The following is a 21,232-nucleotide window of genomic DNA, read 5'->3' on the forward strand; positions in this document are numbered from 1 at the left end:
GTGGCGATAAGTCGATGGCAAAGGCCAGCAGCGCGCTGGATCAGCGGTCTGGCGCCGCGCATGCTTGCTCGCTTTGCCGTTCCTGCTAAAAGGCGCTCCGACAATCCGTGACGCCCGGCTTCCAAGCGTCCGCCATCGACGGAGCAGAAATGTCCAAGACCAAAGACGTCAAGAAAGTCGTGCTCGCCTATTCTGGCGGTCTCGACACATCCATCATCCTGAAATGGCTGCAGACCGAACTCGGCGCCGAAGTCGTCACCTTCACCGCCGATCTCGGCCAGGGCGGCGAATTGGAGCCGGCGCGCCAGAAAGCCGAGATGATGGGCATCAAGGACATACGCATCGTCGACGTGCGCGAGGAATTCGTCGCCGACTTCGTCTTCCCGATGTTCCGCGCCAACACCGTCTACGAGGGCACCTACCTCTTGGGGACCTCGATCGCGCGGCCGCTGATCTCCAAGCACCTCGTCGAGATCGCCAGGGAGACCGGCGCCGACGCGATCGCGCATGGCGCCACCGGCAAGGGCAACGACCAGGTCCGCTTCGAGCTTTCGGCTTACGCCCTCAACCCCGACATCAAGGTCATCGCGCCCTGGCGCGACTGGTCGTTCAAGTCGCGCACCGACCTGATCAATTTCGCCGAGCAGCACCAGATCCCGGTGGCGAAGGACAAAAGGGGCGAGGCGCCGTTCTCGGTCGACGCCAACCTTCTGCACTCCTCTTCCGAGGGCAAGGTGCTGGAGGATCCGTGGGTGGAGCCGCCGGAATTCGTCCACCAGCGCACGGTCTCGCCGATGGATGCGCCGGACGCGGTCACCGAGATCGAGATCGAATTCCTGAAGGGCGATCCGATCGCGCTCAACGGCAAGAAGCTGTCGCCGGCGACGATGCTGGCCGCGCTCAACGATCTCGGCCGCGACAACGGCATCGGCCGGCTCGACCTAGTCGAGAACCGCTTCGTCGGCATGAAATCGCGCGGCGTCTACGAGACACCCGGCGGCGCCATCCTGATCGTAGCCCACCGCGCCATCGAATCGATCACTCTCGATCGCGGTGCCGCGCATCTCAAGGACGAGTTCATGCCGCGCTACGCCGAACTCATCTACAACGGCTTCTGGTTCGCGCCCGAGCGCCTGATGCTGCAGGCGATGATCGACAAGAGCCAGGAAGACGTCGAAGGCACGGTGCGCCTCAAGCTCTACAAGGGCAACGTCATGGTCACCGGCCGGAAATCCAGGAAGACGCTCTATTCGGACGCGCTGGTCACCTTCGAGGACGACCGCGGCGCCTACGACCAGAAGGACGCCGCCGGCTTCATCCGCCTGAACGCGCTAAGGCTGCGCACGCTGGCCGCGCGCAACCGCAAGGGCTGATACTCAACGGCACCCAAGCGCTACCAATCATGCATAACAAACCCGGCGGAGACGTCGGGTTTTATTTTGTTCCGCTAATATAAACAGAATGAAGCCGACTGCGGTCGGTTCTTGTTTGACCTTCTGGCAGCTTCATTTAAGTTCATTTGTGGGTTCAGGGGTTTTGACAGTGAAAAATAGCATTTCTTTTCTGCTTGCAGCGGTTGTCGTCTTGTCGATGTGCCAGTCTTCACAAGCAGGCGCCAAGCGCGATCCCAAGACAGATATGAACGAGTGCATCGCTTTTGCCCGCACGGCGAACCTTACGTTCAAGCATGACATCGCTTCGTTCATGGGCGTCTCTGAGGAACGCATGCCGGCCTTGTTCTGCCAGCGCCTCGCCGATGGGATACGCAGCGGCCGCATCAGTTATTCCGACATAAACAGGCTGCAGCTCGATCAGTCGACCGAAATCTGGATGGTTCTCAAGGGGAAGTCAAAGCCCGCCAAGGTTACGCAAGCGCCGGCGCCGCGGTCGCCCAACTTCCGTAACTGCAGCGGTATTGACGGCGCCTTCCAGGTTCCCGTTTCCCAGAAATGCCCGGCGAGCGGCTGGGCGCATTCCGACCAGCCGACAGAGATGGACATCAAGGGCAGGCCAAAGGCGGCTCCTACAGAACGGCGAAATGCCAAATTCCGTACCTGCTCAAATGTTTACGCCGGCACCTTCGAGGTTCCCGCTTCCAAGACATGCCCCTCGGGCGGCGGCGGCTAATAGCAGGCTACCGGAGTTCCGACGGTGGTCGAGGGCACGCCAAAGGCGGCGGCTCCAACGCCGAGGAACTCAGCACTCCCGGTTCCCGGAAATGCCCGTTGAGCGGTTACGCGCATTGTTGAGGGGGATTTGACGGGATCGAACCTGGTCGTTCGAGCGATTGGGTTTTAATCCTGGTCCATGACCAAGAGCCCGGCGCATGGCCGGGCTCTTGCCGTCGAACAGAGGGTCAATCAGTTGGCGTCGATCGCGTCGGCGATGCGGGCGATGGCCTGCTGGTAGACGCTCGCGGAATTCCAGCCGGCAATCGCGCCCATGTTCGCGCTCGCGCTCGCGCCGGCCCGCCAGCCATGCCCCTTGAGGTAGTTGGCGGTGGATGCCAAAGCCGTCGCCTTGTCACGCAAATTGCCGTTGCCGACCGCATACTTCAAGACATTGCCCGGCAGGAACTGCGTGTGGCCAACCTCGCCATGCATGGCGCCGACCGACGAGGCGGTCAACGCTCCGCGATCGACCAGCTTCAAGGCCGCGATGGCATGCGGATGGAAATAGGCCGGACGGCGGCAATCATAGGTCAGCGTCAGGATGGCGGAGACCGTATTCTGGTTGCCCATGGAGGCACCGAAGCCGGTCTCCATGCCCCAGATGGCGAGCAGCACACCCGGCGACACGCCGTAGTTGCTCTCGATCTGGCTGAACAGCGCCGCGTTCGACTTCTTCAGCGCACGGCCCTTGGAAATGATCGCGGCCCCGCCACGGCGCTTCATGAAATCGTCCACCGAGCCGCTGAAAGCCTTGTGGATGGCGCGGTCGGCGGAGATCGTCCTTGTTGCATAAGTCGCGCCAGCCAGAGCGGCCAGACCCTTCGAGCCGACACCTTCGGACTTGGCGTCCGCGGCAAAATCCTGTTTCCAGGCATCGAAGCCGGCGCCCGTCTTGCCACAGCTGGGCGCCGCCTGCGCGCCTGCCGCCAGCCCAAGCACCGCCACCACCGCGGCCGCTAAAATCCTACCCTTGGCAAGAAATGCCATGTTGTTCTCCTGGTTGCCTGATTCACGTCCCGGCGCGAATTTGCCAGCGAAACCCGCATTTGTCACCGTCTGTGGCACGATGCTGGCGCATGCCGGGGAATTTACCTACGATCAAGTGAATATTGTGACAGGCGCGGCCGAAGCCTCGCTTATCCTCCACGATGTTGCTGAATGGTGTCACGGCCAGGGAACGGCGCTCGACGATCGGCGTTTGAACGACGCCCTTCCCCAAACGGTTTGAGATCAAGATGAAACTCTTCGACTGCCCGCATTGCGGCCATCGTCTCTACTTCGAGAACGCGCAATGCCTGAACTGTGGGAGCCTCGTGCTCTACGATCCCGAGCATGCCCGTTTTGCCCTGTCGGGTACGGACGGCATTTTCCAGTGCACCAACGCCGATGAGTGCGCCTGCAACTGGATGGCCGAACCGGGGCAGGTCTTTTGCCGCGCCTGTGTGCTCAACCAGATGATCCCCGATCTCTCCGTCGACGGCAACCGCCGCCGCTGGATCCGGGTCGAGGCCGCGAAGAAGCGCGCCATCTATTCGCTACTTGCCTTCGGCCTGCCTGTCGCGCCCAAGCAGAACCCCACGGACGAGGTGGGCCTCGCCTTCGACTTCCTTGCCGATCCGATCGGTGGCGGCCCCGGCGGCGAGCGCATCCTGACCGGCCATGACAATGGGCTGATCACGCTCAACGTCGCCGAGGCCGATTCAGCCGAACGCGAGAAGCGCCGCGTCGAGATGGGGGAGAACTACCGCACATTGCTTGGCCATTTCCGCCACGAGCTCGGCCATTATTACTGGGACCGCCTGATCCGCGACGATCCGCAAAGGCTGGACGCTTTCCGCGCTCTGTTCGGGGACGATCGCGCCGATTACGAAGAGGCGCTGAAGATCTACTACGCAAACGGTGCCGCGCCCGACTGGCAGCAAAACCACATCACGGCCTATGCCACCTCGCATTCCTGGGAGGACTGGGCCGAAACCTGGGCCCACCATCTGCACATCACTGACACGCTGGAGATGGTCCACGCGCTGAACTTTCCGCTTGGCCAGCTGGAGACAGTAGAAGTCAATGACCTGCCGCGAGGCGACACCGGCGGCGAACCGCAGGCCGCAGCTTCGGAGCCCGCCAACACGCCCGAGCCGTTCGAAAAAATCCTGGCCCGCTGGCTGGTGCTGTCGGAAGCCTCCAACTCGATCAACCGTTGCATGGGTCTACCCGATCTCTATCCCTTCGTTATTTCGGACGTGACGGGGCGGAAACTGGCCTTCGTTCACGACCTCTTGACCGGTCTGCCGAAAGAAGCGGGAACAAATCGTGAGGTCGCGCGGGCGCTTTAGCCGGAACGCATGCGCCATTGCCCCGTTTTCACCGCCGAGGGACCATGAAAACGGAGAGAAGCCATGAAATCCGTCTTGTTTCCCGCAATCGCCGGGATGATGACCGTGATGTCGGGTGCCGCGTTTGCCGACACCGCCGTATCGGCGGTCACCGATCTCAACGTGCGCGCCGGCCCCGGCCCGCAATATCCGGTCATCGGCGTGCTCGCCGCCGGCCAGTCGGCGACGCTCAATGGCTGCATCGAAAACAGCAAATGGTGCACCATCGCCGAAGCCGGCGGCCAGGGCTGGGTCTATTCCGACTATGTGACGGCCGATTTCAGCGGCAGCCGGGTGATCCTGACGCAACGCCCGCACGGCTCCAGCATCGCTGTCGTCTCGCCGCCAAAAGACATCGGCAATTACTCAACCGACTACACCGGAGCCATCATGGCCAGTGATCCGGTCGAGGGTGACTTTCCCCCGCCGCCCGCTGAAGTGCGTACCTATGTCGACACGCATCGCCTCGACCCGGTCTATCTCGACGGCGAAGTGGTGACCGGCGCGACCTTGCCCGACACTGTCGAGCTGCGCGAAATTCCCGACTACAACTACCGCTACGTCTATGTGAACGGTCAGCCGGCGCTGATCGATCCGCAGACGCGGCGCATCATGTACGTGGTGCGTTGACGAAAACTTGCTCAAGCGACGGTCGCTACGGCGCCGCCGCTTGAGCGTGCAAGCCAGTCGATGCTCTGGCGCCGCGTTTCGGTCGGAAGCGCGGCCAGCGTTATCCTTTGCGAAATCGATTCCGATTTTCGGGACCATCAGCTAGAGCAATTCCAGGAAAAGTGTGAAACGGTTTTCCCGGGAGAAGCGCATAGCGCGTCCCCCTTGGGAATTGCGTCGCAACAAAGAGCAGATCCGCAGCTGATGGATTCGTCAAAAGGACCCCGCGTGACGATCGACCCGGCCGCGTTTGAGACCTACCGGCATTCGCCAAACCACAAGACGACCTTGTGGCGGCTGTTTTCCGGCACGGCAATCGTCGTCCTGTTCTGGGCCATATCCACCGCGATCGTGCTGTTCGGCGGTACCTATGCCTACTTCGCCTGGCAGGCTTCGATTGGTGGGACGGCACCCGTCAACGGGATGCAGGGTTTCCTTGCATCGCCCATCGGCATCCTCAGCGCGCTTGGCTCCTTTGCCGGCATCTGGATCGGCCTGTGGATCGCCATGCGCTGGGTACATGGCGAACCACTGTCGGCGCTGCTTGGCGCCAGTCGCCGTGTATCGTGGCCGGACTTCCTTAAGGGGCTGGTCGCAGTGCTGATCACCTCGGCTCTGTCAGAAATCCTGCTCTATCTACTGCAGCCGGGGATCGCGCGCGGCACGATCAGCCTGTCATCCTGGCTGCTGTTCGCGATCCCGATCGTCGCGCTCACCTTTCTGCAGACGTCGTCGGAAGAAGTGCTGTTTCGCGGTTACCTGCTGCGTGGCTTGGCCAACCGGTTCAGAAGTCCGCTGATCTGGGCGTTGCTGCCCGGCCTGCTGTTCACCGCGCTGCACTGGAGCAGCGCCTCGTCGGCGGCCATCAACGCCTGCGTTCTCGTCTCGATCGCGGCTTTCGCGCTGCTTTTGACACTCGTCGTGTACGCCACCGGCAATCTCGGTGCGGCGCTGGGCGCCCATCTCGGCAACAACCTGACCGGCTTCCTGCTGATCTCGCACCAGGAGAGCTACAATTCCTTCGCCTTGTTCACCGCCAGGCCGCTCGAAGGGCCGGACTGGACGACGGCGGATGCAATTGTCATCGCCGTCATCGGCATCGTCTGCAGCCTGCTGACGATCGTGCTGCTGCTGCATTCGCGCTCGCCGCTCAGGGTTGGCGCTGGGCTTTCGGGCGCAATGATGGCAGCCTGATTGCTGCTCGAAGAGCCGCGCCGATTGGTCCCTGCCTTGACTCCGCAGCCGTTTTCCTGTCTACACGCCCCGAATTCCGCGACGAGTATCCCTCCGAGCAAGCCGACCAGGACGCCGAAGCCTCTTTGAGGCCGAGTGCTGTAAACAGATCCTGGAGGCCAACACCCGGCAGCGCTGTGCGCCCCCGGGTGCTTTTTGGTTTTGGGCTTTTGCTTGGCGACTTGGCGCGAACGCATTACTTCTCGGATCGAACCCCGAACCGAGATCGAAGGACGATAGATGTTTGAATCGCTGCAGGAGCGCACAAGAGGCGTGGAGGGCCACCGGCCCGACAGGGATCCCTATGACTCCAAGGCGCTCTCGCGCGGCGGGTTGACCAATGTTTGAGTCCCTACAAGAGCGCCTTGGCTCCATCCTGAACGGCCTGACCGGCCGTGGCGCGCTGTCGGAGGCTGATGTCTCGGCGGCGCTGCGCGAGGTGCGCCGTGCGCTGCTCGAGGCCGACGTGGCGCTGGAAGTGGTGCGGTCGTTCACCGACAAGGTCCGTGAAAAGGCCGTCGGCGCCGCGGTGCTGAAGTCGATCAAGCCCGGCCAGATGGTCGTCAAGATCGTTCATGACGAGCTGGTCGACATGCTGGGCGCCGAGGGTGTCGCCATCGACCTCAATGCGCCGGCGCCGGTTGTCGTCATGATGGTCGGCCTGCAGGGCTCCGGCAAGACGACGACCTCGGCCAAGATCGCCAAGCGGTTGACCGAGCGCCAGAACAAGAAGGTCCTGATGGCGTCGCTCGACACGCGGCGTCCCGCCGCGCAGGAGCAGTTGCGCCAGCTCGGCGAGCAGGTCAAGGTCGCCACGCTGCCGATCATTGCCGGCCAGAACCCGGTCGACATCGCCAAGCGCGCCGTGCAGGCGGCCAAGCTCGGCGGCCATGACGTCGTCATCCTCGATACCGCCGGTCGCACTCATATCGACGAGCCGCTGATGGTCGAGATGGCCGACATCAAGAAGGTGTCGAGCCCGCATGAGATCCTGCTGGTCGCGGATTCGCTGACCGGCCAGGACGCCGTGAACCTTGCCAAGAGCTTCGACGAGCGCGTCGGCATCACCGGCCTAGTGCTGACCCGCATGGACGGCGATGGCCGTGGTGGTGCTGCTCTTTCCATGCGCGCCGTCACCGGCAAGCCGATCAAGCTGATCGGCACCGGCGAAAAGATGGACGGGCTGGAGGAATTCCACCCCAAGCGCATCGCCGACCGCATCCTCGGCATGGGCGACATCGTCTCGCTGGTCGAGAAGGCCGCCGAGAACATCGACGCCGAGCAGGCGGCGGCGATGGCCAAGAAGATGCAGTCGGGCAAGTTCGACCTGAACGACCTCGCCCAGCAGCTTCAGCAGATGTCGAAAATGGGCGGCATGGGCGGCATCATGGGCATGATGCCCGGCATGGGCAAGATGAAGGACCAGATGGCCGCCGCCGGTCTCGACGACAAGATGTTCGGCCGCCAGCTCGCCATCATCTCCTCGATGACCAAGGCCGAGCGCGCCAACCCCGACATGCTGAAGCACTCGCGCAAGAAGCGCATCGCCGCCGGCTCCGGCACCGACGCGGCCGAGATCAACAAGCTGTTGAAGATGCATCGCGGCATGGCCGACATGATGAAGGCGATGGGCGGCAAGGGCAAAGGCGGCGGCCTCATGCGCGGCATGATGGGCGGCCTCGCTTCCAAGATGGGCCTTGGCGGCATGATGCCGGGTGGCCCCGGGGGCATGATGGGCGGCGGCATGCCTGACCTCTCCAAGATGGATCCCAAGCAGCTCGAAGCCTTGCAGAAGCAGGCACAGGCCGCCGGCCTCGGCGGCATGAAGGGCCTGCCTGGTGGTCTTCCCGGCGGTGGCGGTTTGCCCGGCCTGCCCGGCGGCATGAAACTTCCGGGGCTTCCTGGCCTCGGCGGCGGCGGGCTGCCCGGCCTCGGCAAGAAGAAGTGAGGACGCTATGAACGAAGAAAAAGACATGGCCGACGCACGCATCATCCTGGCCGGCTACCGCGCCTCGATCGACAACATCGATGCCGCTCTCATTCACATGCTGGCCGAGCGCTTCCGCTGCACCAAGGCGGTCGGCGTGCTCAAGGCCGAGCATGGCCTGCCGCCGGCCGACCCGGCGCGCGAGCAGCAGCAGATCGCCCGTCTCCGCCAGCTGGCACATGACGCGCATCTCGACCCCGATTTCGCGGAGAAATTCCTCAACTTCGTCGTCCGCGAAGTGATCCGCCACCACGAACAGATCGCCGCTGCCAACGGCGTGACGAAAACGGGTTGAGATCAACCCAACTCATCAACGAAATCAGAGCTTTTAGGAGATAAGAAATGGCACTGAAGATCAGACTGGCCCGTGCGGGCTCGAAGAAGCGTCCCTACTACCACGTCGTCGTCGCCGACGCCCGTTCGCCGCGCGACGGCCGGTTCATCGAGTCGCTCGGCTCGTGGAACCCGCTGCTGCCGAAAGACGGCGAGCGCGTCAAGGTCGACGCCGACCGCGTCAAGCACTGGCTATCGCACGGCGCCCAGCCGACCGACCGCGTGCTGCGCTTCCTCGACGAGGCCGGCCTTGCCAAGCGCGACGCCCGTTCCAACCCGAAGAAGGCCGAGCCGGGCAAGAAGGCGCAGGAACGCGCCGCACTGCTGAAGAAGGCGCAGGAAGATGCCGCCGCCGCCGTTGCGGCCGCTGCCGCCGCGCCGGCCGAGGAAGCCGCCACGGCGGAATAATCGCTTCCCATTCCTTGCGGAAACAAAACGAAACGGCGGGCCTGTGCCCGCCGTTTTGCTGTTCAGACTCCTCTAGTGCCGGTGCCGATCAATAGCCGTCAGGGCAGCGGTCGACATAGACCCGCCCATGGCGATCGCGATACCGGCATTGGCCGCTTTCGCTGGCATGGCCGATCAGCGCGCCGGCCACCGCGCCCACGGCGCCGCCTACCACCGCGCCTTGCACCGGGTCTCCGGCGACGGCCGCGCCGACCGCCGCACCGCCAAGGCCGCCGATCGCCGCGCCTTTTTCTGTTTGCGAACATGCGCCGAGCGCCGTCGTCAGTACCAAGATAGTCAGGATTTTCTTCATTTTCGTTCCTCTCTCACGCGGATCGCCGTCTCGCCGCCAAGCCCTTAACTCTCAGACGGCTAATTTGATCCCGAGGATAATGAAGATCGCTATGTCCTTCGCTCGAACACGCAGTGGCGTCCCCGGAGCAATCCCGTCAGACGCTGAACCGCTCTAACCGGTCATGCCTCGGTGTTGCGCTTCAGATTGGCGAGGCCGACTTCGAAATCCCGGCCGATCAGCGTGTCGAAATTCATGAACAGGCCCATCAGCTTGGCGATGAACGGCCGGCTGCCGCGCATCGCCCAGGAGACGGCGGTGGTGTCGCCCGACGTCGTCAAGGTGAAATCGACACTGTTGTTGGCGCGGAACGGTCTTTCGAAATCGAGCTTGAGAGCGACCAGCGAGGACGGCACCGAATTGACGATCTCCATGCGTCCCTTGCCGGCCTTGCCATTGCCTTCCCAGGCATAGACGGCGCCCTTGCCGCTTTGCGCGCCGGAGAGCGTGCGCTTCATGTCGGGGTCGAGTTTTTCGTAGGGCGACCACTCCGGCCAGCGGCTGAAATCGTTGATCAGTGGGAAGATCGCTTCCGGCGCCGCCTTGATGGTAGCCGTGCGTGTGGTGACGAAGTCATTGGGCCGTGTGGCGGCATAGATGAGGACGGCGGCGATGACGACGACCAGGACAATGAGGATGGTGCTGAACATTTTTCTCTCCTCCTACAGCAATTCCAGGAAAAGCGCGTGGCGCTTTCCCTTAGCAATTGCGTCAAAAACTACCGGCTGAACGGGATCAGAGCGCGCAGCCGGGGGTCGCGCAGATAGAGGCCGCCCCACAGCATGATGCAGAGATAGACGCCGAACAGCGTGTGTGAAAACAACGGATTGCCGATCCGCGCATTGGTGGCGATGGCGCCGCCCATATAGGCGGTGAGCAGTATGGCGCCGAGAACCGAGGTGCGCGGCAGTGCATAGAGCGCCGTCGAGACGAGGCCGATGACGCCGAGCATGCGCGCCGCATTCGGATCCGCCGGCCAGCCCAGCGGCACCATCGTCTGGGTGACGATGTCGAGCGGCGGCAGTTTGATGACGCCGTCGAAGATCATGAACAGGATGATGAGGCCGCTCAATGCGCGGCCGGTCCACAGGGCGCCGGACGGAACGGGCGCGGTTTGAGAAATGCTCATTGGTCTCTTCCCTCCATATTGTTCGCCCTTTCATCGGGGTTAAACCAAGGACGTGCGATGAAACGGCAATCCTACAGGGGTGGATTCTTTTCGAGGCCAGGTCGTTAGCTGGAGCAAAGTCGTCCTTGCTTCGTCATCCTAAGGCGAAGCAAGGAGCGCAGCGACGCGGCGTGGACCCCCGGAGCTGCTCCGCAGCCCAAAGGATCCATGCCGCGAATTTGACCAAGGGGTGCCGCGGCTCAGAACAGCATCCTGATCCGCGGCAAGACAGATCCTTGATCTTGGTCCGCTTTACCTATCATTGATGCCCCGGCATGGATCCCAGGGTTTCCGCGACGGAGCTCGCTCCTGCTTCGCGCAGGGATGACGCCGTTGCGATGGCTCGCGCAAATCACCCCAGGACAGCGTTTTTACCGGGCATCTCTTACGAAAAATAGAACTTCTCGGCCGGCAGCATTTTCGGCGGCGTTTCGCCCAACGCCTCGAACACTGAAATCTCGCAGACGCGGCAGAGACCGTCCAGGGCAAGGTCGTTGGCTTCGGTGCCGAACGGATCCTCGAGTTCCTCCGAAAGCGCGTCGAGGCCGAAGAAGGTGTAGGCGATGAGCGCCGTGAACAACGGCGTCGCCCAGCCGGTGGTCGAGATCAGGCCGATGGGCAAAAGCAGGCAGACGATATAGGCCGTGCGGTGCACCAGCAGCGTGTAGGCGAAGGGCAAGGGCGTGCCGGCAATGCGCTCGCAGCCGGCCTGGATGGCTGTGATCGAGGCCAGCCTTTCATCCAGGATGCGGAAGCCGATCGTGTCGACCTCGCCGGCCTGGCGCTGCGCATTGGCGCGCCGGCCCATGCGCCTGACCATCTCGTCGGCCGGGTTGGCGAAGCTTGCCGCCACATCCGCCTCGGCGTCTATGAAGGCGCGGGCGTCCTTGACGCTGTCGGTCTTGCGCAACTGCCCGCGCAGGAAATGGCAGAAGGCCAGCGCCTCCATCAGCAGGCCGCGCTGCTCGGCAGGGTCGGCGATCAGGCTTGTCGCGGCGCGAGACAGGTTGCGGATTTCGAAGACCAGCGCGCCCCACAGTTTGCGCGCCTCCCACCAGCGGTCGTAGGCGGCATTGTTGCGGAACGAGAGATAGATCGACAAGGTTACGCCGACCAGCCCGAACGGCGTGATGTTGAAGACGCCGAGATCGAGCACGAACCAGCGCGCCAGGGCGACGATGACTGCCGAGTAGATGGCGAAACCAAAAATCTGCGGCAGGATGCGCGGCACCACGGAGCCGCGCATGACGAAGAACAGCTGCAGAAAGGTCGGGCGCGGGCGAACGATCATTCGGGCAAGCCTTTTCGCGGACCGGAGGTGGCCGACGACCTCTCTATTGTGCGACGCGGCAAGCAGGCAAGCCCGGCCGCCAGCGACATCGCCATGTCGTGTGTGCAGTGCGTGGACTATCGGCTTGCGGCGGTGGCGGATATTGAGGAGCGGACGGCCCGTTTCATCAGGCGAGAGAACGAAGAAAATGACCGGCGAGACCGATCTTAAGACCCTGTTGGCATCCATGAGACCGGAATTGCTCGACGGTATCTACATCTTCGCCACGCTGGCGCCTGGGGTTGCCCAACCGGACGGCCTCGAACCGGTGATGGTGTTTCGCGAGCGCGAGGGCACCACGCTGATCGTGACCGAGGCGGCGGCAAGGGCAGCAGGACTGACCGCCTCGTTCCGTTGCCGGATGATCACCCTTGATATCCATTCATCGCTGGAGGCGGTCGGCTTCCTCGCCGCCATCACCACGCGCCTCGCCACCGCCGGCATGGGCGTCAACCCGGTCTCGGCCTTCTATCACGACCATCTGTTCGTACCGGCGGAGCGGGCGGAGGAGGCGTTGAGGTTGCTCAAAAAACTGGCGAAAGAGAGCAGGCTGTAAAGCTGGCGTTGCGCTGCCTATTTGAGGCGCCGGCGCTGCCCCTCATCCGCCCTTCGGGCACCTTCTCCCCGTTGAACGGGGAGAAGGAAGAGGCGCCCCCGGCCGAAGGCCGAGCTCGCGACTGTGCGGGCCGCCGGTCGTCCGGCGCCCCCGCTGAGGGCCAGCCGCGGCAGCGGCGGTGCGGCCCGTGAGCGCTAATCAAACAGCCGTCAGGCCGCCTTCTTCTTCGGCTGGATCAGGCCGCGCTCGACCAGAAGCTCGGCGATCTGCACGGCGTTGAGCGCCGCGCCCTTGCGCAGATTGTCGGAGACGATCCACATCGACAGGCCGTTGTCGATGGTCGAATCCTCGCGGATGCGCGAGATGAAGGTGGCGTCCTCGCCGGCTGACTCCAGCGGCGTGATGTAGCCGCCGTCCTCGCGCTTGTCCAAAACCTGGCAGCCGGGAGCATCGCGCAGGATATCGCGCGCCTCGTCGGCGGTGATCGGCTTCTCGAACTCGATGTTGACCGCTTCCGAATGGCCGATGAACACCGGCACGCGCACGCAGGTCGCCGTCAGCTTGATCTTGGGGTCGAGCATCTTCTTGGTTTCGGCGACCATCTTCCACTCTTCCTTGGTGGAGCCGTCGTCGAGGAAGACGTCGATATGCGGGATGACGTTGAAGGCGATGCGCTTGGTGAACTTCTTGACGTCGACCTGGTCGGCGACGAAGACCGCACGGGTCTGGGTAAAGAGCTCGTCCATGCCTTCCTTGCCGGCGCCCGACACCGACTGGTAGGTGGCGACGACGACGCGCTTGATGGTGGCGGCATCGTGCAGCGGCTTCAGTGCCACCACCAGCTGCGCGGTCGAGCAGTTCGGGTTGGCGATGATGTTCTTGCGGGTGAACAGCGAGATCGCGTCCGGGTTCACTTCCGGCACGATCAGCGGCACGTCCTGGTCGTAGCGGAAGGCCGACGAATTATCGATGACGACGCAGCCCTGCTTGCCGATCTTCGGCGACCATTCCTTGGAGACATTGCCGCCGGCCGACATGATGCAGATGTCGGTGTCGGAAAAATCATACTGGTCGAGCGGCCTGACCTTCAGCGTGCGATCGCCGAACGACACTTCCGTGCCCATGCTGCGCCGCGAGGCCAGCGCCACCACTTCGCTCACTGGAAAGCCGCGCTCTTCCAGTATGTTGAGCATTTCCCGGCCCACATTGCCCGTGGCGCCGACGACTGCAACCTTGAAACTCATCTGAGATCTCCTGTCCCTCTCCGCTTGGTTTTTGGAGAAAACCCGCCGGCCGAAGCGGGTTCCGTCCCCCGGGCCGGACCCGGGAGAGGGTGGTTAGGCCAAGGGAATCACACCGTTTTGGTGGTGGTTTTTTTGGCCATGGTTTTGCTGGAACGGACGGACGCGTCCAAGCGCCCGGCCCAATGCTTTACATTGTGGCTGGGTGCGTCGAATGCAAGAAGAGCCATCAAAAGGCCGCGCATCGAAGACAATCCCGTTCGAAGCGGGCTTTTACGCGGTTTGCGGCAGGAGTCAATTGCGGCGCCTGTTCTTCCTTTTCACCTTGTGGGAGAAGGCAAGGCGGGCGGCGCGCTTTGACTGTACAATCGCCACTGCAGGAAGTACGAACGGCCAAGATTGTTGGCTGGCGTTGCGCCAGCCCCGGCCTGCGCTCCATGATCGGCGCAGAACCCTGAATTCCGAAAGAGTAAGATGTCCAACTTCGAAGCACTTGTTCCCGCGCTGGCAACGGCGCTGGAAAAACGCGGCTATGCCGAGCTGACGCCGGTGCAGAAGGCCGTGCTGGAGCTCGGGCAGGCCGACGCCCTGGTCTCGGCGCAGACCGGGTCCGGCAAGACCGTCGCCTTCGGCCTCGCTCTGGCGCCGACGCTTCTCGAAGGCGCCGAGCGCTTTGGCCAAGCCGCCGCACCGCTGGCATTGGCGGTGGCGCCGACGCGGGAGCTGGCGCTGCAGGTGACGCGCGAGCTGGAATGGCTTTACGAAATGACCGGCGCCACGGTGGCGTCCTGCGTCGGCGGCATGGACATGCGCACCGAGCGGCGCGCGCTGGAGCGCGGCGCCCACATCGTCGTCGGCACGCCCGGGCGGTTGCGCGATCACATCACCCGAAACTCGCTCGACATGTCGGCGCTGAAAGCCGTGGTGCTCGACGAGGCCGACGAGATGCTCGATCTCGGTTTTCGCGAGGATCTCGAATTCATCCTCGATGCAGCACCCAGCGAACGCCGCACGCTGATGTTCTCGGCCACCGTGCCGCGCTCGATCGCCACGCTGGCGCAGGGCTATCAGCGCGATGCCGTGCGCATTTCGGCCGCCGGTGAGGAGAAGCAGCATCTCGACATCGAGTATCGCGCGCTGAATGTCGCCCAGGCCGACCGCGAGAACGCCATCATCAACGTGCTGCGTTTCTACGAGGCGAAGAACGCACTGGTGTTCTGCAACACCCGCGCCGCCGTCAACCATCTGACCGCGCGTTTCAACAACCGCAATTTCTCCGTTGTCGCGCTCTCGGGCGAGCTCAGCCAGAACGAGCGCAGCCATGCATTGCAGGCAATGCGCGACGGCCGCGCCAAGGTCTGTATCGCCACCGACGTCGCCGCGCGCGGCATCGACCTGCCCAATCTCGAACTGGTCATCCACGCCGACCTGCCGACCAACCCGGAAACGCTGCTGCACCGCAGCGGTCGCACCGGGCGTGCCGGCCGCAAGGGCGTCAGCGCACTGATCGTGCCGGGCAGCGCCCGCAGGCGCACCGAGCGGCTGCTGCAGAACGCCGGGCTGAAGGCGACATGGGCAAGCCCGCCTTCCGCCGACGACGTGATCCGGCGTGACGACGAGCGCATTCTCGCCGATCCAGCCTTCGACGAGCCGGTGAAGGATGACGAGCGCGCTTTCATCGACGCGTTGCTCGCTAAACATGGTGCCGAACAGGTGGCGGCAGCCTTCGTGCGCCAATGCCGCGCCAGCCGCTCGGCGCCCGAGGATCTCATGGACGTCGCACCGTTCACACCTTCGGGCATGCCTTCACGGGACAGACCGGGGGGCGAGAAATTCGCGCACCGCGACGAGGCGCCCAGCCGCCGCGACGATTTCGGCGCCAGCGTCTGGTTCTCGCTGTCGGTCGGCCGCCGGCAGAATGCCGAGCCGCGCTGGCTGATCCCGATGCTGTGCCGCACCGGCAGCATCTCGAAGCGCGAGATCGGCGCCATCAAGATGCAGCCGGAGGAAACCTTCGTGCAGATCGCCGCGGATTGGGCCGACCGTTTTCTGGCCGCCATCGGTCCCGATCGCAACTTGCAGGGCAACATCGTGGTCAAGCGGCTGGAGGGCACGCCGGATTTGTCGCGGGCCGGCTACCAGCCGCCGAGCCCGGACAAGAAACCGCATCGCGGCAAGGCGCCGTTCGACCCGAACGCGCCGAAGCGCAAGTTCGAGAAGCGCACACCCGCATCCGTCGACCAGCGCCCGGCCGCCGCGCATGAGGCAAAGCCGTGGGCGAAGAAGGCGGGCAAGCCGAAATTCGACAATGCCGGCCCGCCAAAACACAAGAAGGCCAAGAAGCGGCCTTCGTAAGATCTACCAGGATCGGAGGCCTCGTGACCTGCCCATCCTGGCTCGCGGCGCTGGCATCGGAATGCTCGACGGTCAATGTCTGCTTGGGCAAAGAGGCTGCACGTGAAGCCTTATGCTTGATTTGCCGCTAATGGTAGCCGCGCCGCTTGGCCTTGCCGGCGGGCTCGGGCCTGTGCCACACCTTGGCAGGGACGCGGCGACAGGGGGTGTCAAATGCGCGGCGAGGTGCTTCACTATGATGCGGACCAGGGCTTCGGTTTCATCACCGGAGCCGATGGCAACCGCTACACTTTCACCCGAGAGAACCTTCGCCGGCAAACCGCGATGCCCAAAGGCGTGGCGGTCGAGTTCCAGCCGGGCGGCGGCCAGGCGCGTGACGTTTTCTCGATAGAGGCCGCAAGCCCGGCCGCCGGTGCAAGCCCCGCACCGGCTCAAGCCAATCCCGCGCCCACGGCCGTCGTATCACCGGCGCAGCATTTCGGTCGGACGGCCGAGCCGGCAGAGCCCACCGATCTCTGGTCCTATTTCTGGAGAGGCCTGACCCGGAACTACTTCAATTTCGCCGGCCGCGCCCGCCGCAAGGAATATTGGGGCTATTGCCTGTTCTGGACGATCGCGTTGCTGGTGATCGTCGGCATCGGCGTTTTCACCGATGCCGAGATAGGCAATTTCGACAACGCCGAGGTGCCGGCAATGACGGTGGGGCTTTTCGGCCTTTTCCTGCTGGCCACCTTCCTGCCCAGCCTCGGCATGATCGTGCGCCGCCTGCACGACCTCGGCCTGACCGGCTGGCTCTGCCTGCTCATCCTGGTCCCGACCTTCGGCGGCCTGATCATCCTCGTCTTCGCGCTGATCCCGACACAGGGACGCGCAAACCAGTGGGGGCCGGTGCCGGCGGGGGTCCGCCTCTAACCTAAACGTGCACATTGCAATCATGCGCAACTTTTAGTAGTATTGGCGCATCGCAGCACGGTGAGGGGGCATGGTATGCGGGGCGCGGTCTATCACTACGACCAGGACCAGGATTTCGGCTACATCAATGGGGTCGACGGCAAGCGCTATATGTTTGCTCGTAATGATCTGAACGGTGGTGTGGCCCTCGTGAGGGGCACTCTCGTCGAGTTCGAGCCGGATGACGGTGCGGCCCACAATGTAGTCGCCGTCGCCTCGGCCACGCCGTCGTCAGTTACCGGTCAACCACTTAAGCCTGGCCAAAACCAGCCAGCCTGTTCAACAGGGCTGTGGAGCTATTTCGGGCGCGCGGTGAGCGTGGACTATTTCAATTTCAGCGGACGCGCCCGCCGCAAGGAATTCTGGGCCTTTTGGCTAGGCTATACCCTTGCGATGGTTGCGCTTCTTGGCTTCGGGATACTCGTCAATCTGGCCATTAACGGCTTCGGCATCAACGCGGGCAGGAGCTCGATAGGCTTCGTACCTGCCCTTATCTTCGCCTTGGCAGCTACCCTGCCGTGGATCGCACTTGTCGTGCGGCGTCTTCACGACATCGGCCTGAGTGGCTGGTTTATTTTGTCCTGCTTCGTCCCGGCCATTGGCGGCGTGGCATTGCTGGTTTTCGGGCTGATGCCATCCCAGGTGGGCGAAAACCCCTGGGGGCAGGTGCCGGCAGGGGTCAAGGTTTAGAGATCGGTCCCAAGAATGTTCTTTTAGCTATATAAAACAATTGGTTAAGTTTTCGGAACATACCTCCCTCAGCCGAATTTCGCCACGGCTGAAGATTCTTCTTGCAATTTAATCCGCGCACAGATAATCTGTGTGCAGATCAAATCATCGATCGAACGGGATGGATGGAGCAAGACGATGTGGACCAACGAATACACCGCGATTTCCCCGCTGCCGGCGCAAGCCATCTGGAACGCATTGAAGGCGTTGCATGAAGGCCGCCTGACCTATGAAGGGTCAGACACCTTCGTGCTGCACGGGCCTTTCGCCAGGGGCACCCGCGTCTCGGTGACGCCGGTCGGACAGGACATGTTCGAATCTGTTATCGTCGATCTCGTCGACAACGTCACCTATGCCGACGAGACCTCTTTCGGCGACACCAGGCTCTTGTTCAGGCATACGCTGATGCCGGTCGAAGGGGGCACGCAGGTGACGCACCGGCTTGAAATATCAGGCCCTTCGGCCGCCGAGGTCGGACCGGAGCTTGGACCTCAGATCAGCGGCGATTTCGACACCTCGATGGCTAAATTGTTCGAGCAGGCGGCGGAGTTGGCAAGCCATGGGTGATGGGCAGGATTTGAAGACGCGCTTCGGCGGACCTGCGGAGAGCCCCGGCTTGTTGCTCTGGCGAACCACCATGCGCTGGCAGCGCGTCATGACGGCGGCGCTGGCGCCACTGGACCTGACCCATGTCCAGTTCGTGTTGCTGGCCTCGGCCATGTGGCTCGGCCGCAATGGCGAGCCGCCCAACCAGGTGCAGCTCGCCGCCCAGGCCGGCACCGAAGTGAAGATGACGTCTGATGTCGTTGCCCGGCTCGAGGCAAAAGGATTGATCGCACGCGAGGCCGACCCCAGGGATTCCCGTGCCAAGGTGATCCGCATCACCCCAGCCGGGGCGGCATCGGCGCAGCAAGCCATCGTTGCCGTCGAGGCCGCCGACGCGGCCTTTTTCGAGCCGGTGGACGAAGCGCAACTCGTCGGCATGCTGCGTCAGCTTGCCGGCGAGATACGCTGAGACTGGTTAAGCCAGGAACCTGGCGATGATGGCGTCGCCCATCTGAACCGTGCCGACCTCGGTCATGCCTTCGGACATGATGTCCTTCGTCCGCAGGCCCTGGTCAAGCACGGCGGCGATCGCGGCCTCCACACGGTCGGCTTCCTCGACCATGCCGAAGGAATAGCGCAGGCACATGGCGAAGGAAGCGATCATGGCGATCGGATTGGCGATGCCCTTGCCGGCGATGTCGGGCGCCGAGCCGTGCACCGGCTCGTAGAGCGCCTTGCGCTTCTTGGTTTTCGCGTCAGGCGCGCCGAGCGAGGCCGACGGCAGCATGCCGATCGAGCCGGTCAGCATGGCGGCGATGTCGGACAGCATGTCGCCGAACAGATTGTCGGTGACGATGACGTCGAACTGTTTCGGCCAGCGCACCAATTGCATGCCGCCGGCATCGGCTAGCATGTGGTCGAGCTTGACGTCGGAATAGCGTGCCTTGTGGGTCTGGGTGACGACCTCGTTCCACAGCACGCCCGACTTCATGACGTTGCGCTTTTCCATCGAGGTGACGTGGTTCTTGCGGGTCCGCGCCAGTTCGAAGGCGACGCCCGAAATGCGCTCGATCTCGAACGTATCGTAGACCTGCGTGTCGATGCCGCGCTTCTGGCCGTTGCCGAGATCGATGATCTGCTTGGGCTCGCCGAAATAGACGCCGCCGGTCAGTTCGCGCACGATCAGGATGTCGAGACCTTCGACCACCTCCTGCTTGAGCGAGGAGGATGCGGCCAGCGCCGGGTAACAGATGGCGGGGCGCAGATTGGCGAACAGCTCCATGTCCTTGCGCAGCCGCAGCAGGCCGGCTTCGGGACGCACTTCGTAAGGCACCGCATCCCATTTCGGCCCGCCGACGGCGCCGAACAGCACTGCGTCCGCCGCCATCGCCTTTGCCATGTCGGCATCGGAAATGGCCGCGCCATGCGCGTCGTAGGCGCAGCCGCCGACCAGGCCTTCATCGGTAACGAAGCCGCTACCGAGCTTTTCGTTCATGGCCGCGATCAGTTTCGTGACCTCGGCCATGGCCTCGGGGCCGATGCCGTCGCCGGGGAGCAGGAAAAGATGCTTCGTTGCCATGGAGAAAACCGTCCCAGAGAAAGAATGCGTTTTGACTTTGCACAGCGTCCTTTACGCGCCGAGGCGCGCGGCGCTGTGCTACCGCGGCCTTGCTAAACGCCAAGCGCTTGCGGCGCAAGCCTGCGCTTGAGAAGCGCATTCACCGATGCGAGAGAATGTTAACCAGCCGGCCCAGCGGATCGCGCACATAGAAGCGCCGTACGCCCCAGGGCTCGTCGGCCGGCCCGTATTCGATGGCGAAGCCGGCGGCCTTCATGGCGGCCAGCGCCTCGTCGACATCGTCGACCTCGATCGACAGATCGGGCACTGGCGTGCCGGAGCCGCCCTGTTCGGCGAAGCTGATCTGTACCGCCATCGTTTCGGACGAACCGTAGGTGGCGATCCAGCTATGATCCATCAGCAGTTCGAGGCCGAGAACGTCCTGGTAAAAACGCCTGGCCGCCGCGACATCGGGCGTGGCGATGTTGGCGATGATGCGTCGGACCGTCATGGGGACCGCCGCAGCGCCGTGACCTCGATCTCGATCTTCATTTCCGGCTTGTTGAGCTGGCAGATGATCATCGTCGCCGCCGGCCGGATGTCGCCGAACGCCTCGCCGAGGATCGGGAAGACCAGATCCACGAAGGCCTGGTCGGTGATGTAGTAATGCGCCCGAACCACGTCGGCCATGGCAAAGCCTCCGTCGGCAAGCGCCTTGGAAATCGTCGCCAGGCAGTTGCGCGTCTGCGCCTCGACGCTGTCCGGCATCGTCATGGTGGCATAGTCATAGCCGGTCGTCCCGGAGACGAAGCACCAGTCGCCCTGCACCACGGCGCGCGAATAGCCGGCGGTCTTTTCGAACGGCGAGCCGGTGGAGATGAGTTTGCGCATGGGAGGCCTCGCGGTTGGTTTGTCGCCTGCATCTAGCAGGTGGAGCGGCGCGGGTCGTGGGCCAAGCCGGACGGACTGTTGTCACGACGTGGCGCTGGCGAACGGTGGAGATTAGCCGGAGCCTCCCTCCCGTCGTCATCCTATGGCGGAGCAAGGAGCGTAGCGACGCGGCGCAGACCATAGGATCCTGTGTGTTGTTCCCATGCTATGGTTGAAGTGGGAAGGAGACCGAGAGGATCCTGGTCGTCTTTTTGAGGACAGGCCGCGGCATGGCTCGGTCCCTTCCCACCGGTGAACCATCAACCTGAACAGTTGCACGGGGCTGTTAGCTGCAGACCCCGCA

Annotated in this window: 24 protein-coding genes; 15 read left to right on the forward strand and 9 right to left on the reverse strand. The window is 63.4% G+C overall.

All coding sequences use genetic code 11. The annotated features are described in order from the left end of the window. Positions 1–149: 149 nt before the first annotated feature. Positions 150–1,373 carry an argininosuccinate synthase gene (locus tag A3AU_RS0124155; RefSeq protein WP_027055182.1) on the forward strand — a complete coding sequence of 408 codons (1,224 nt, stop codon included), beginning with the start codon at positions 150–152 and terminating at the stop codon, positions 1,371–1,373. A gap of 88 nt (positions 1,374–1,461) precedes the next feature. After that, positions 1,462–2,127 (forward strand): hypothetical protein, encoded by a 666-nt coding sequence (locus A3AU_RS01000000135935; RefSeq protein ID WP_244277753.1) that lies wholly within the window; start codon positions 1,462–1,464, stop codon positions 2,125–2,127. Positions 2,128–2,360: 233 nt separating this feature from the next. Here A3AU_RS01000000135935 and A3AU_RS0124165 read toward each other — a convergent pair whose 3' ends face one another. Beyond that, positions 2,361–3,158 carry a lytic murein transglycosylase gene (locus A3AU_RS0124165; RefSeq protein WP_027055183.1) on the reverse strand — a complete coding sequence of 266 codons (798 nt, stop codon included), beginning with the start codon at positions 3,156–3,158 and terminating at the stop codon, positions 2,361–2,363. Between A3AU_RS0124165 and A3AU_RS1000000139085 the strand changes: the two genes are divergently transcribed. From A3AU_RS1000000139085 to rpsP, 7 genes are all read left to right on the forward strand, one after another. Next, entirely contained in the window at positions 3,157–3,399 is a 243-nt protein-coding gene (locus tag A3AU_RS1000000139085; protein WP_154674650.1) for a hypothetical protein, read from the forward strand. The genes A3AU_RS0124165 and A3AU_RS1000000139085 overlap by 2 nt on opposite strands. Before the next feature lie 7 nt (positions 3,400–3,406). After that, positions 3,407–4,504, forward strand: coding sequence for a zinc-binding metallopeptidase family protein (locus A3AU_RS0124175; RefSeq protein ID WP_027055184.1), 1,098 nt, complete (start codon positions 3,407–3,409; stop codon positions 4,502–4,504). 63 nt (positions 4,505–4,567) lie between these two features. Then, positions 4,568–5,173, forward strand: coding sequence for a DUF1236 domain-containing protein (locus A3AU_RS0124180; RefSeq protein ID WP_027055185.1), 606 nt, complete (start codon positions 4,568–4,570; stop codon positions 5,171–5,173). A 267-nt stretch (positions 5,174–5,440) separates the two neighbouring features. Beyond that, positions 5,441–6,406 carry a CPBP family intramembrane glutamic endopeptidase gene (locus tag A3AU_RS0124185; protein WP_081709645.1) on the forward strand — a complete coding sequence of 322 codons (966 nt, stop codon included), beginning with the start codon at positions 5,441–5,443 and terminating at the stop codon, positions 6,404–6,406. A 379-nt stretch (positions 6,407–6,785) separates the two neighbouring features. Beyond that, on the forward strand, positions 6,786–8,393 hold the full coding sequence (ffh, locus tag A3AU_RS0124190; RefSeq protein ID WP_027055187.1) for a signal recognition particle protein: 1,608 nt from the start codon (positions 6,786–6,788) through the stop codon (positions 8,391–8,393). Between the two features lie 7 nt (positions 8,394–8,400). Next, positions 8,401–8,727 carry a chorismate mutase gene (locus tag A3AU_RS0124195; RefSeq protein ID WP_027055188.1) on the forward strand — a complete coding sequence of 109 codons (327 nt, stop codon included), beginning with the start codon at positions 8,401–8,403 and terminating at the stop codon, positions 8,725–8,727. Between the two features lie 47 nt (positions 8,728–8,774). Further along, complete coding sequence (rpsP, locus tag A3AU_RS0124200; protein ID WP_027055189.1) at positions 8,775–9,173, forward strand: 30S ribosomal protein S16; 399 nt, start codon at positions 8,775–8,777, stop codon at positions 9,171–9,173. Positions 9,174–9,261: 88 nt separating this feature from the next. Here the strand turns inward: rpsP and A3AU_RS0124205 are convergent, their stop codons facing one another. From A3AU_RS0124205 to A3AU_RS0124220, 4 genes are all read right to left on the reverse strand, one after another. Then, positions 9,262–9,525: a YMGG-like glycine zipper-containing protein gene (locus tag A3AU_RS0124205; protein WP_027055190.1), complete on the reverse strand. Its 264-nt coding sequence runs from the start codon at positions 9,523–9,525 to the stop codon at positions 9,262–9,264. 161 nt (positions 9,526–9,686) lie between these two features. Then, complete coding sequence (locus A3AU_RS0124210) at positions 9,687–10,214, reverse strand: SRPBCC family protein (protein WP_027055191.1); 528 nt, start codon at positions 10,212–10,214, stop codon at positions 9,687–9,689. A gap of 68 nt (positions 10,215–10,282) precedes the next feature. Then, positions 10,283–10,693 (reverse strand): DoxX family protein, encoded by a 411-nt coding sequence (locus A3AU_RS0124215; RefSeq protein ID WP_027055192.1) that lies wholly within the window; start codon positions 10,691–10,693, stop codon positions 10,283–10,285. A 424-nt stretch (positions 10,694–11,117) separates the two neighbouring features. Beyond that, a complete protein-coding gene (locus A3AU_RS0124220) occupies positions 11,118–12,023 on the reverse strand; it encodes a bestrophin family protein (RefSeq protein WP_027055193.1) in 906 nt (301 codons plus the stop codon). Positions 12,024–12,210: 187 nt separating this feature from the next. On the opposite strand from A3AU_RS0124220, the gene A3AU_RS0124225 reads away from it, so the two are divergent. Continuing rightward, positions 12,211–12,618, forward strand: a complete 408-nt coding sequence (locus A3AU_RS0124225; protein WP_027055194.1) for an ACT domain-containing protein — start codon at positions 12,211–12,213, stop codon at positions 12,616–12,618. A 209-nt stretch (positions 12,619–12,827) separates the two neighbouring features. Here the strand turns inward: A3AU_RS0124225 and A3AU_RS0124230 are convergent, their stop codons facing one another. Continuing rightward, positions 12,828–13,862 (reverse strand): aspartate-semialdehyde dehydrogenase, encoded by a 1,035-nt coding sequence (locus tag A3AU_RS0124230; RefSeq protein ID WP_027055195.1) that lies wholly within the window; start codon positions 13,860–13,862, stop codon positions 12,828–12,830. A 471-nt stretch (positions 13,863–14,333) separates the two neighbouring features. Between A3AU_RS0124230 and A3AU_RS0124240 the strand changes: the two genes are divergently transcribed. The 5 genes from A3AU_RS0124240 to A3AU_RS0124260 all read left to right on the forward strand — a co-directional run bounded on the left by A3AU_RS0124240 (position 14,334) and on the right by A3AU_RS0124260 (position 18,909). Continuing rightward, positions 14,334–16,214 carry a DEAD/DEAH box helicase gene (locus A3AU_RS0124240; protein ID WP_027055196.1) on the forward strand — a complete coding sequence of 627 codons (1,881 nt, stop codon included), beginning with the start codon at positions 14,334–14,336 and terminating at the stop codon, positions 16,212–16,214. Between the two features lie 213 nt (positions 16,215–16,427). After that, on the forward strand, positions 16,428–17,126 hold the full coding sequence (locus tag A3AU_RS0124245; RefSeq protein WP_027055197.1) for a DUF805 domain-containing protein: 699 nt from the start codon (positions 16,428–16,430) through the stop codon (positions 17,124–17,126). A gap of 75 nt (positions 17,127–17,201) precedes the next feature. After that, positions 17,202–17,855 carry a DUF805 domain-containing protein gene (locus A3AU_RS0124250; RefSeq protein WP_027055198.1) on the forward strand — a complete coding sequence of 218 codons (654 nt, stop codon included), beginning with the start codon at positions 17,202–17,204 and terminating at the stop codon, positions 17,853–17,855. A 177-nt stretch (positions 17,856–18,032) separates the two neighbouring features. After that, positions 18,033–18,461, forward strand: coding sequence for an SRPBCC family protein (locus A3AU_RS0124255; RefSeq protein WP_027055199.1), 429 nt, complete (start codon positions 18,033–18,035; stop codon positions 18,459–18,461). Beyond that, positions 18,454–18,909 (forward strand): MarR family winged helix-turn-helix transcriptional regulator, encoded by a 456-nt coding sequence (locus A3AU_RS0124260; RefSeq protein ID WP_027055200.1) that lies wholly within the window; start codon positions 18,454–18,456, stop codon positions 18,907–18,909. Before A3AU_RS0124255 ends, A3AU_RS0124260 begins: the two co-directional genes overlap by 8 nt. 6 nt (positions 18,910–18,915) lie before the next feature. On the opposite strand, the gene leuB is transcribed toward A3AU_RS0124260, so the two are convergent. The 3 genes from leuB to A3AU_RS0124275 all read right to left on the reverse strand — a co-directional run bounded on the left by leuB (position 18,916) and on the right by A3AU_RS0124275 (position 20,889). Further along, a complete protein-coding gene (gene leuB / locus A3AU_RS0124265; RefSeq protein WP_027055201.1) occupies positions 18,916–20,019 on the reverse strand; it encodes a 3-isopropylmalate dehydrogenase in 1,104 nt (367 codons plus the stop codon). Between the two features lie 139 nt (positions 20,020–20,158). Beyond that, complete coding sequence (locus tag A3AU_RS0124270; RefSeq protein WP_027055202.1) at positions 20,159–20,509, reverse strand: VOC family protein; 351 nt, start codon at positions 20,507–20,509, stop codon at positions 20,159–20,161. Next, positions 20,506–20,889 (reverse strand): RidA family protein, encoded by a 384-nt coding sequence (locus A3AU_RS0124275; protein ID WP_027055203.1) that lies wholly within the window; start codon positions 20,887–20,889, stop codon positions 20,506–20,508. The genes A3AU_RS0124270 and A3AU_RS0124275 overlap by 4 nt, the downstream gene beginning before the upstream one ends. Between the last annotated feature and the right edge of the window lie 343 nt (positions 20,890–21,232).

The sequence above is a fragment of the Mesorhizobium erdmanii USDA 3471 genome, from assembly GCF_000472705.1.
GTDB lineage: Bacteria > Pseudomonadota > Alphaproteobacteria > Rhizobiales > Rhizobiaceae > Mesorhizobium > Mesorhizobium erdmanii.

Bases quoted from the DNA above. Each gene is read 5' to 3' on its own strand.
- A3AU_RS0124155 (WP_027055182.1), top strand. From the start codon at position 150: ATGTCCAAGACCAAAGACGTCAAGAAAGTCGTGCTCGCCTATTCTGGC.
- A3AU_RS01000000135935 (WP_244277753.1), top strand. From the start codon at position 1,462: ATGAAGCCGACTGCGGTCGGTTCTTGTTTGACCTTCTGGCAGCTTCAT.
- A3AU_RS1000000139085 (WP_154674650.1), top strand. From the start codon at position 3,157: ATGTTGTTCTCCTGGTTGCCTGATTCACGTCCCGGCGCGAATTTGCCA.
- A3AU_RS0124165 (WP_027055183.1), bottom strand. From the start codon at position 3,158: ATGGCATTTCTTGCCAAGGGTAGGATTTTAGCGGCCGCGGTGGTGGCG.
- A3AU_RS0124175 (WP_027055184.1), top strand. From the start codon at position 3,407: ATGAAACTCTTCGACTGCCCGCATTGCGGCCATCGTCTCTACTTCGAG.
- A3AU_RS0124180 (WP_027055185.1), top strand. From the start codon at position 4,568: ATGAAATCCGTCTTGTTTCCCGCAATCGCCGGGATGATGACCGTGATG.
- ffh (WP_027055187.1), top strand. From the start codon at position 6,786: ATGTTTGAGTCCCTACAAGAGCGCCTTGGCTCCATCCTGAACGGCCTG.
- A3AU_RS0124195 (WP_027055188.1), top strand. From the start codon at position 8,401: ATGAACGAAGAAAAAGACATGGCCGACGCACGCATCATCCTGGCCGGC.
- rpsP (WP_027055189.1), top strand. From the start codon at position 8,775: ATGGCACTGAAGATCAGACTGGCCCGTGCGGGCTCGAAGAAGCGTCCC.
- A3AU_RS0124205 (WP_027055190.1), bottom strand. From the start codon at position 9,525: ATGAAGAAAATCCTGACTATCTTGGTACTGACGACGGCGCTCGGCGCA.
- A3AU_RS0124210 (WP_027055191.1), bottom strand. From the start codon at position 10,214: ATGTTCAGCACCATCCTCATTGTCCTGGTCGTCGTCATCGCCGCCGTC.
- A3AU_RS0124215 (WP_027055192.1), bottom strand. From the start codon at position 10,693: ATGAGCATTTCTCAAACCGCGCCCGTTCCGTCCGGCGCCCTGTGGACC.
- A3AU_RS0124220 (WP_027055193.1), bottom strand. From the start codon at position 12,023: ATGATCGTTCGCCCGCGCCCGACCTTTCTGCAGCTGTTCTTCGTCATG.
- A3AU_RS0124225 (WP_027055194.1), top strand. From the start codon at position 12,211: ATGACCGGCGAGACCGATCTTAAGACCCTGTTGGCATCCATGAGACCG.
- A3AU_RS0124230 (WP_027055195.1), bottom strand. From the start codon at position 13,862: ATGAGTTTCAAGGTTGCAGTCGTCGGCGCCACGGGCAATGTGGGCCGG.
- A3AU_RS0124240 (WP_027055196.1), top strand. From the start codon at position 14,334: ATGTCCAACTTCGAAGCACTTGTTCCCGCGCTGGCAACGGCGCTGGAA.
- A3AU_RS0124245 (WP_027055197.1), top strand. From the start codon at position 16,428: ATGCGCGGCGAGGTGCTTCACTATGATGCGGACCAGGGCTTCGGTTTC.
- A3AU_RS0124250 (WP_027055198.1), top strand. From the start codon at position 17,202: ATGCGGGGCGCGGTCTATCACTACGACCAGGACCAGGATTTCGGCTAC.
- A3AU_RS0124255 (WP_027055199.1), top strand. From the start codon at position 18,033: ATGTGGACCAACGAATACACCGCGATTTCCCCGCTGCCGGCGCAAGCC.
- A3AU_RS0124260 (WP_027055200.1), top strand. From the start codon at position 18,454: ATGGGTGATGGGCAGGATTTGAAGACGCGCTTCGGCGGACCTGCGGAG.
- leuB (WP_027055201.1), bottom strand. From the start codon at position 20,019: ATGGCAACGAAGCATCTTTTCCTGCTCCCCGGCGACGGCATCGGCCCC.
- A3AU_RS0124270 (WP_027055202.1), bottom strand. From the start codon at position 20,509: ATGACGGTCCGACGCATCATCGCCAACATCGCCACGCCCGATGTCGCG.
- A3AU_RS0124275 (WP_027055203.1), bottom strand. From the start codon at position 20,889: ATGCGCAAACTCATCTCCACCGGCTCGCCGTTCGAAAAGACCGCCGGC.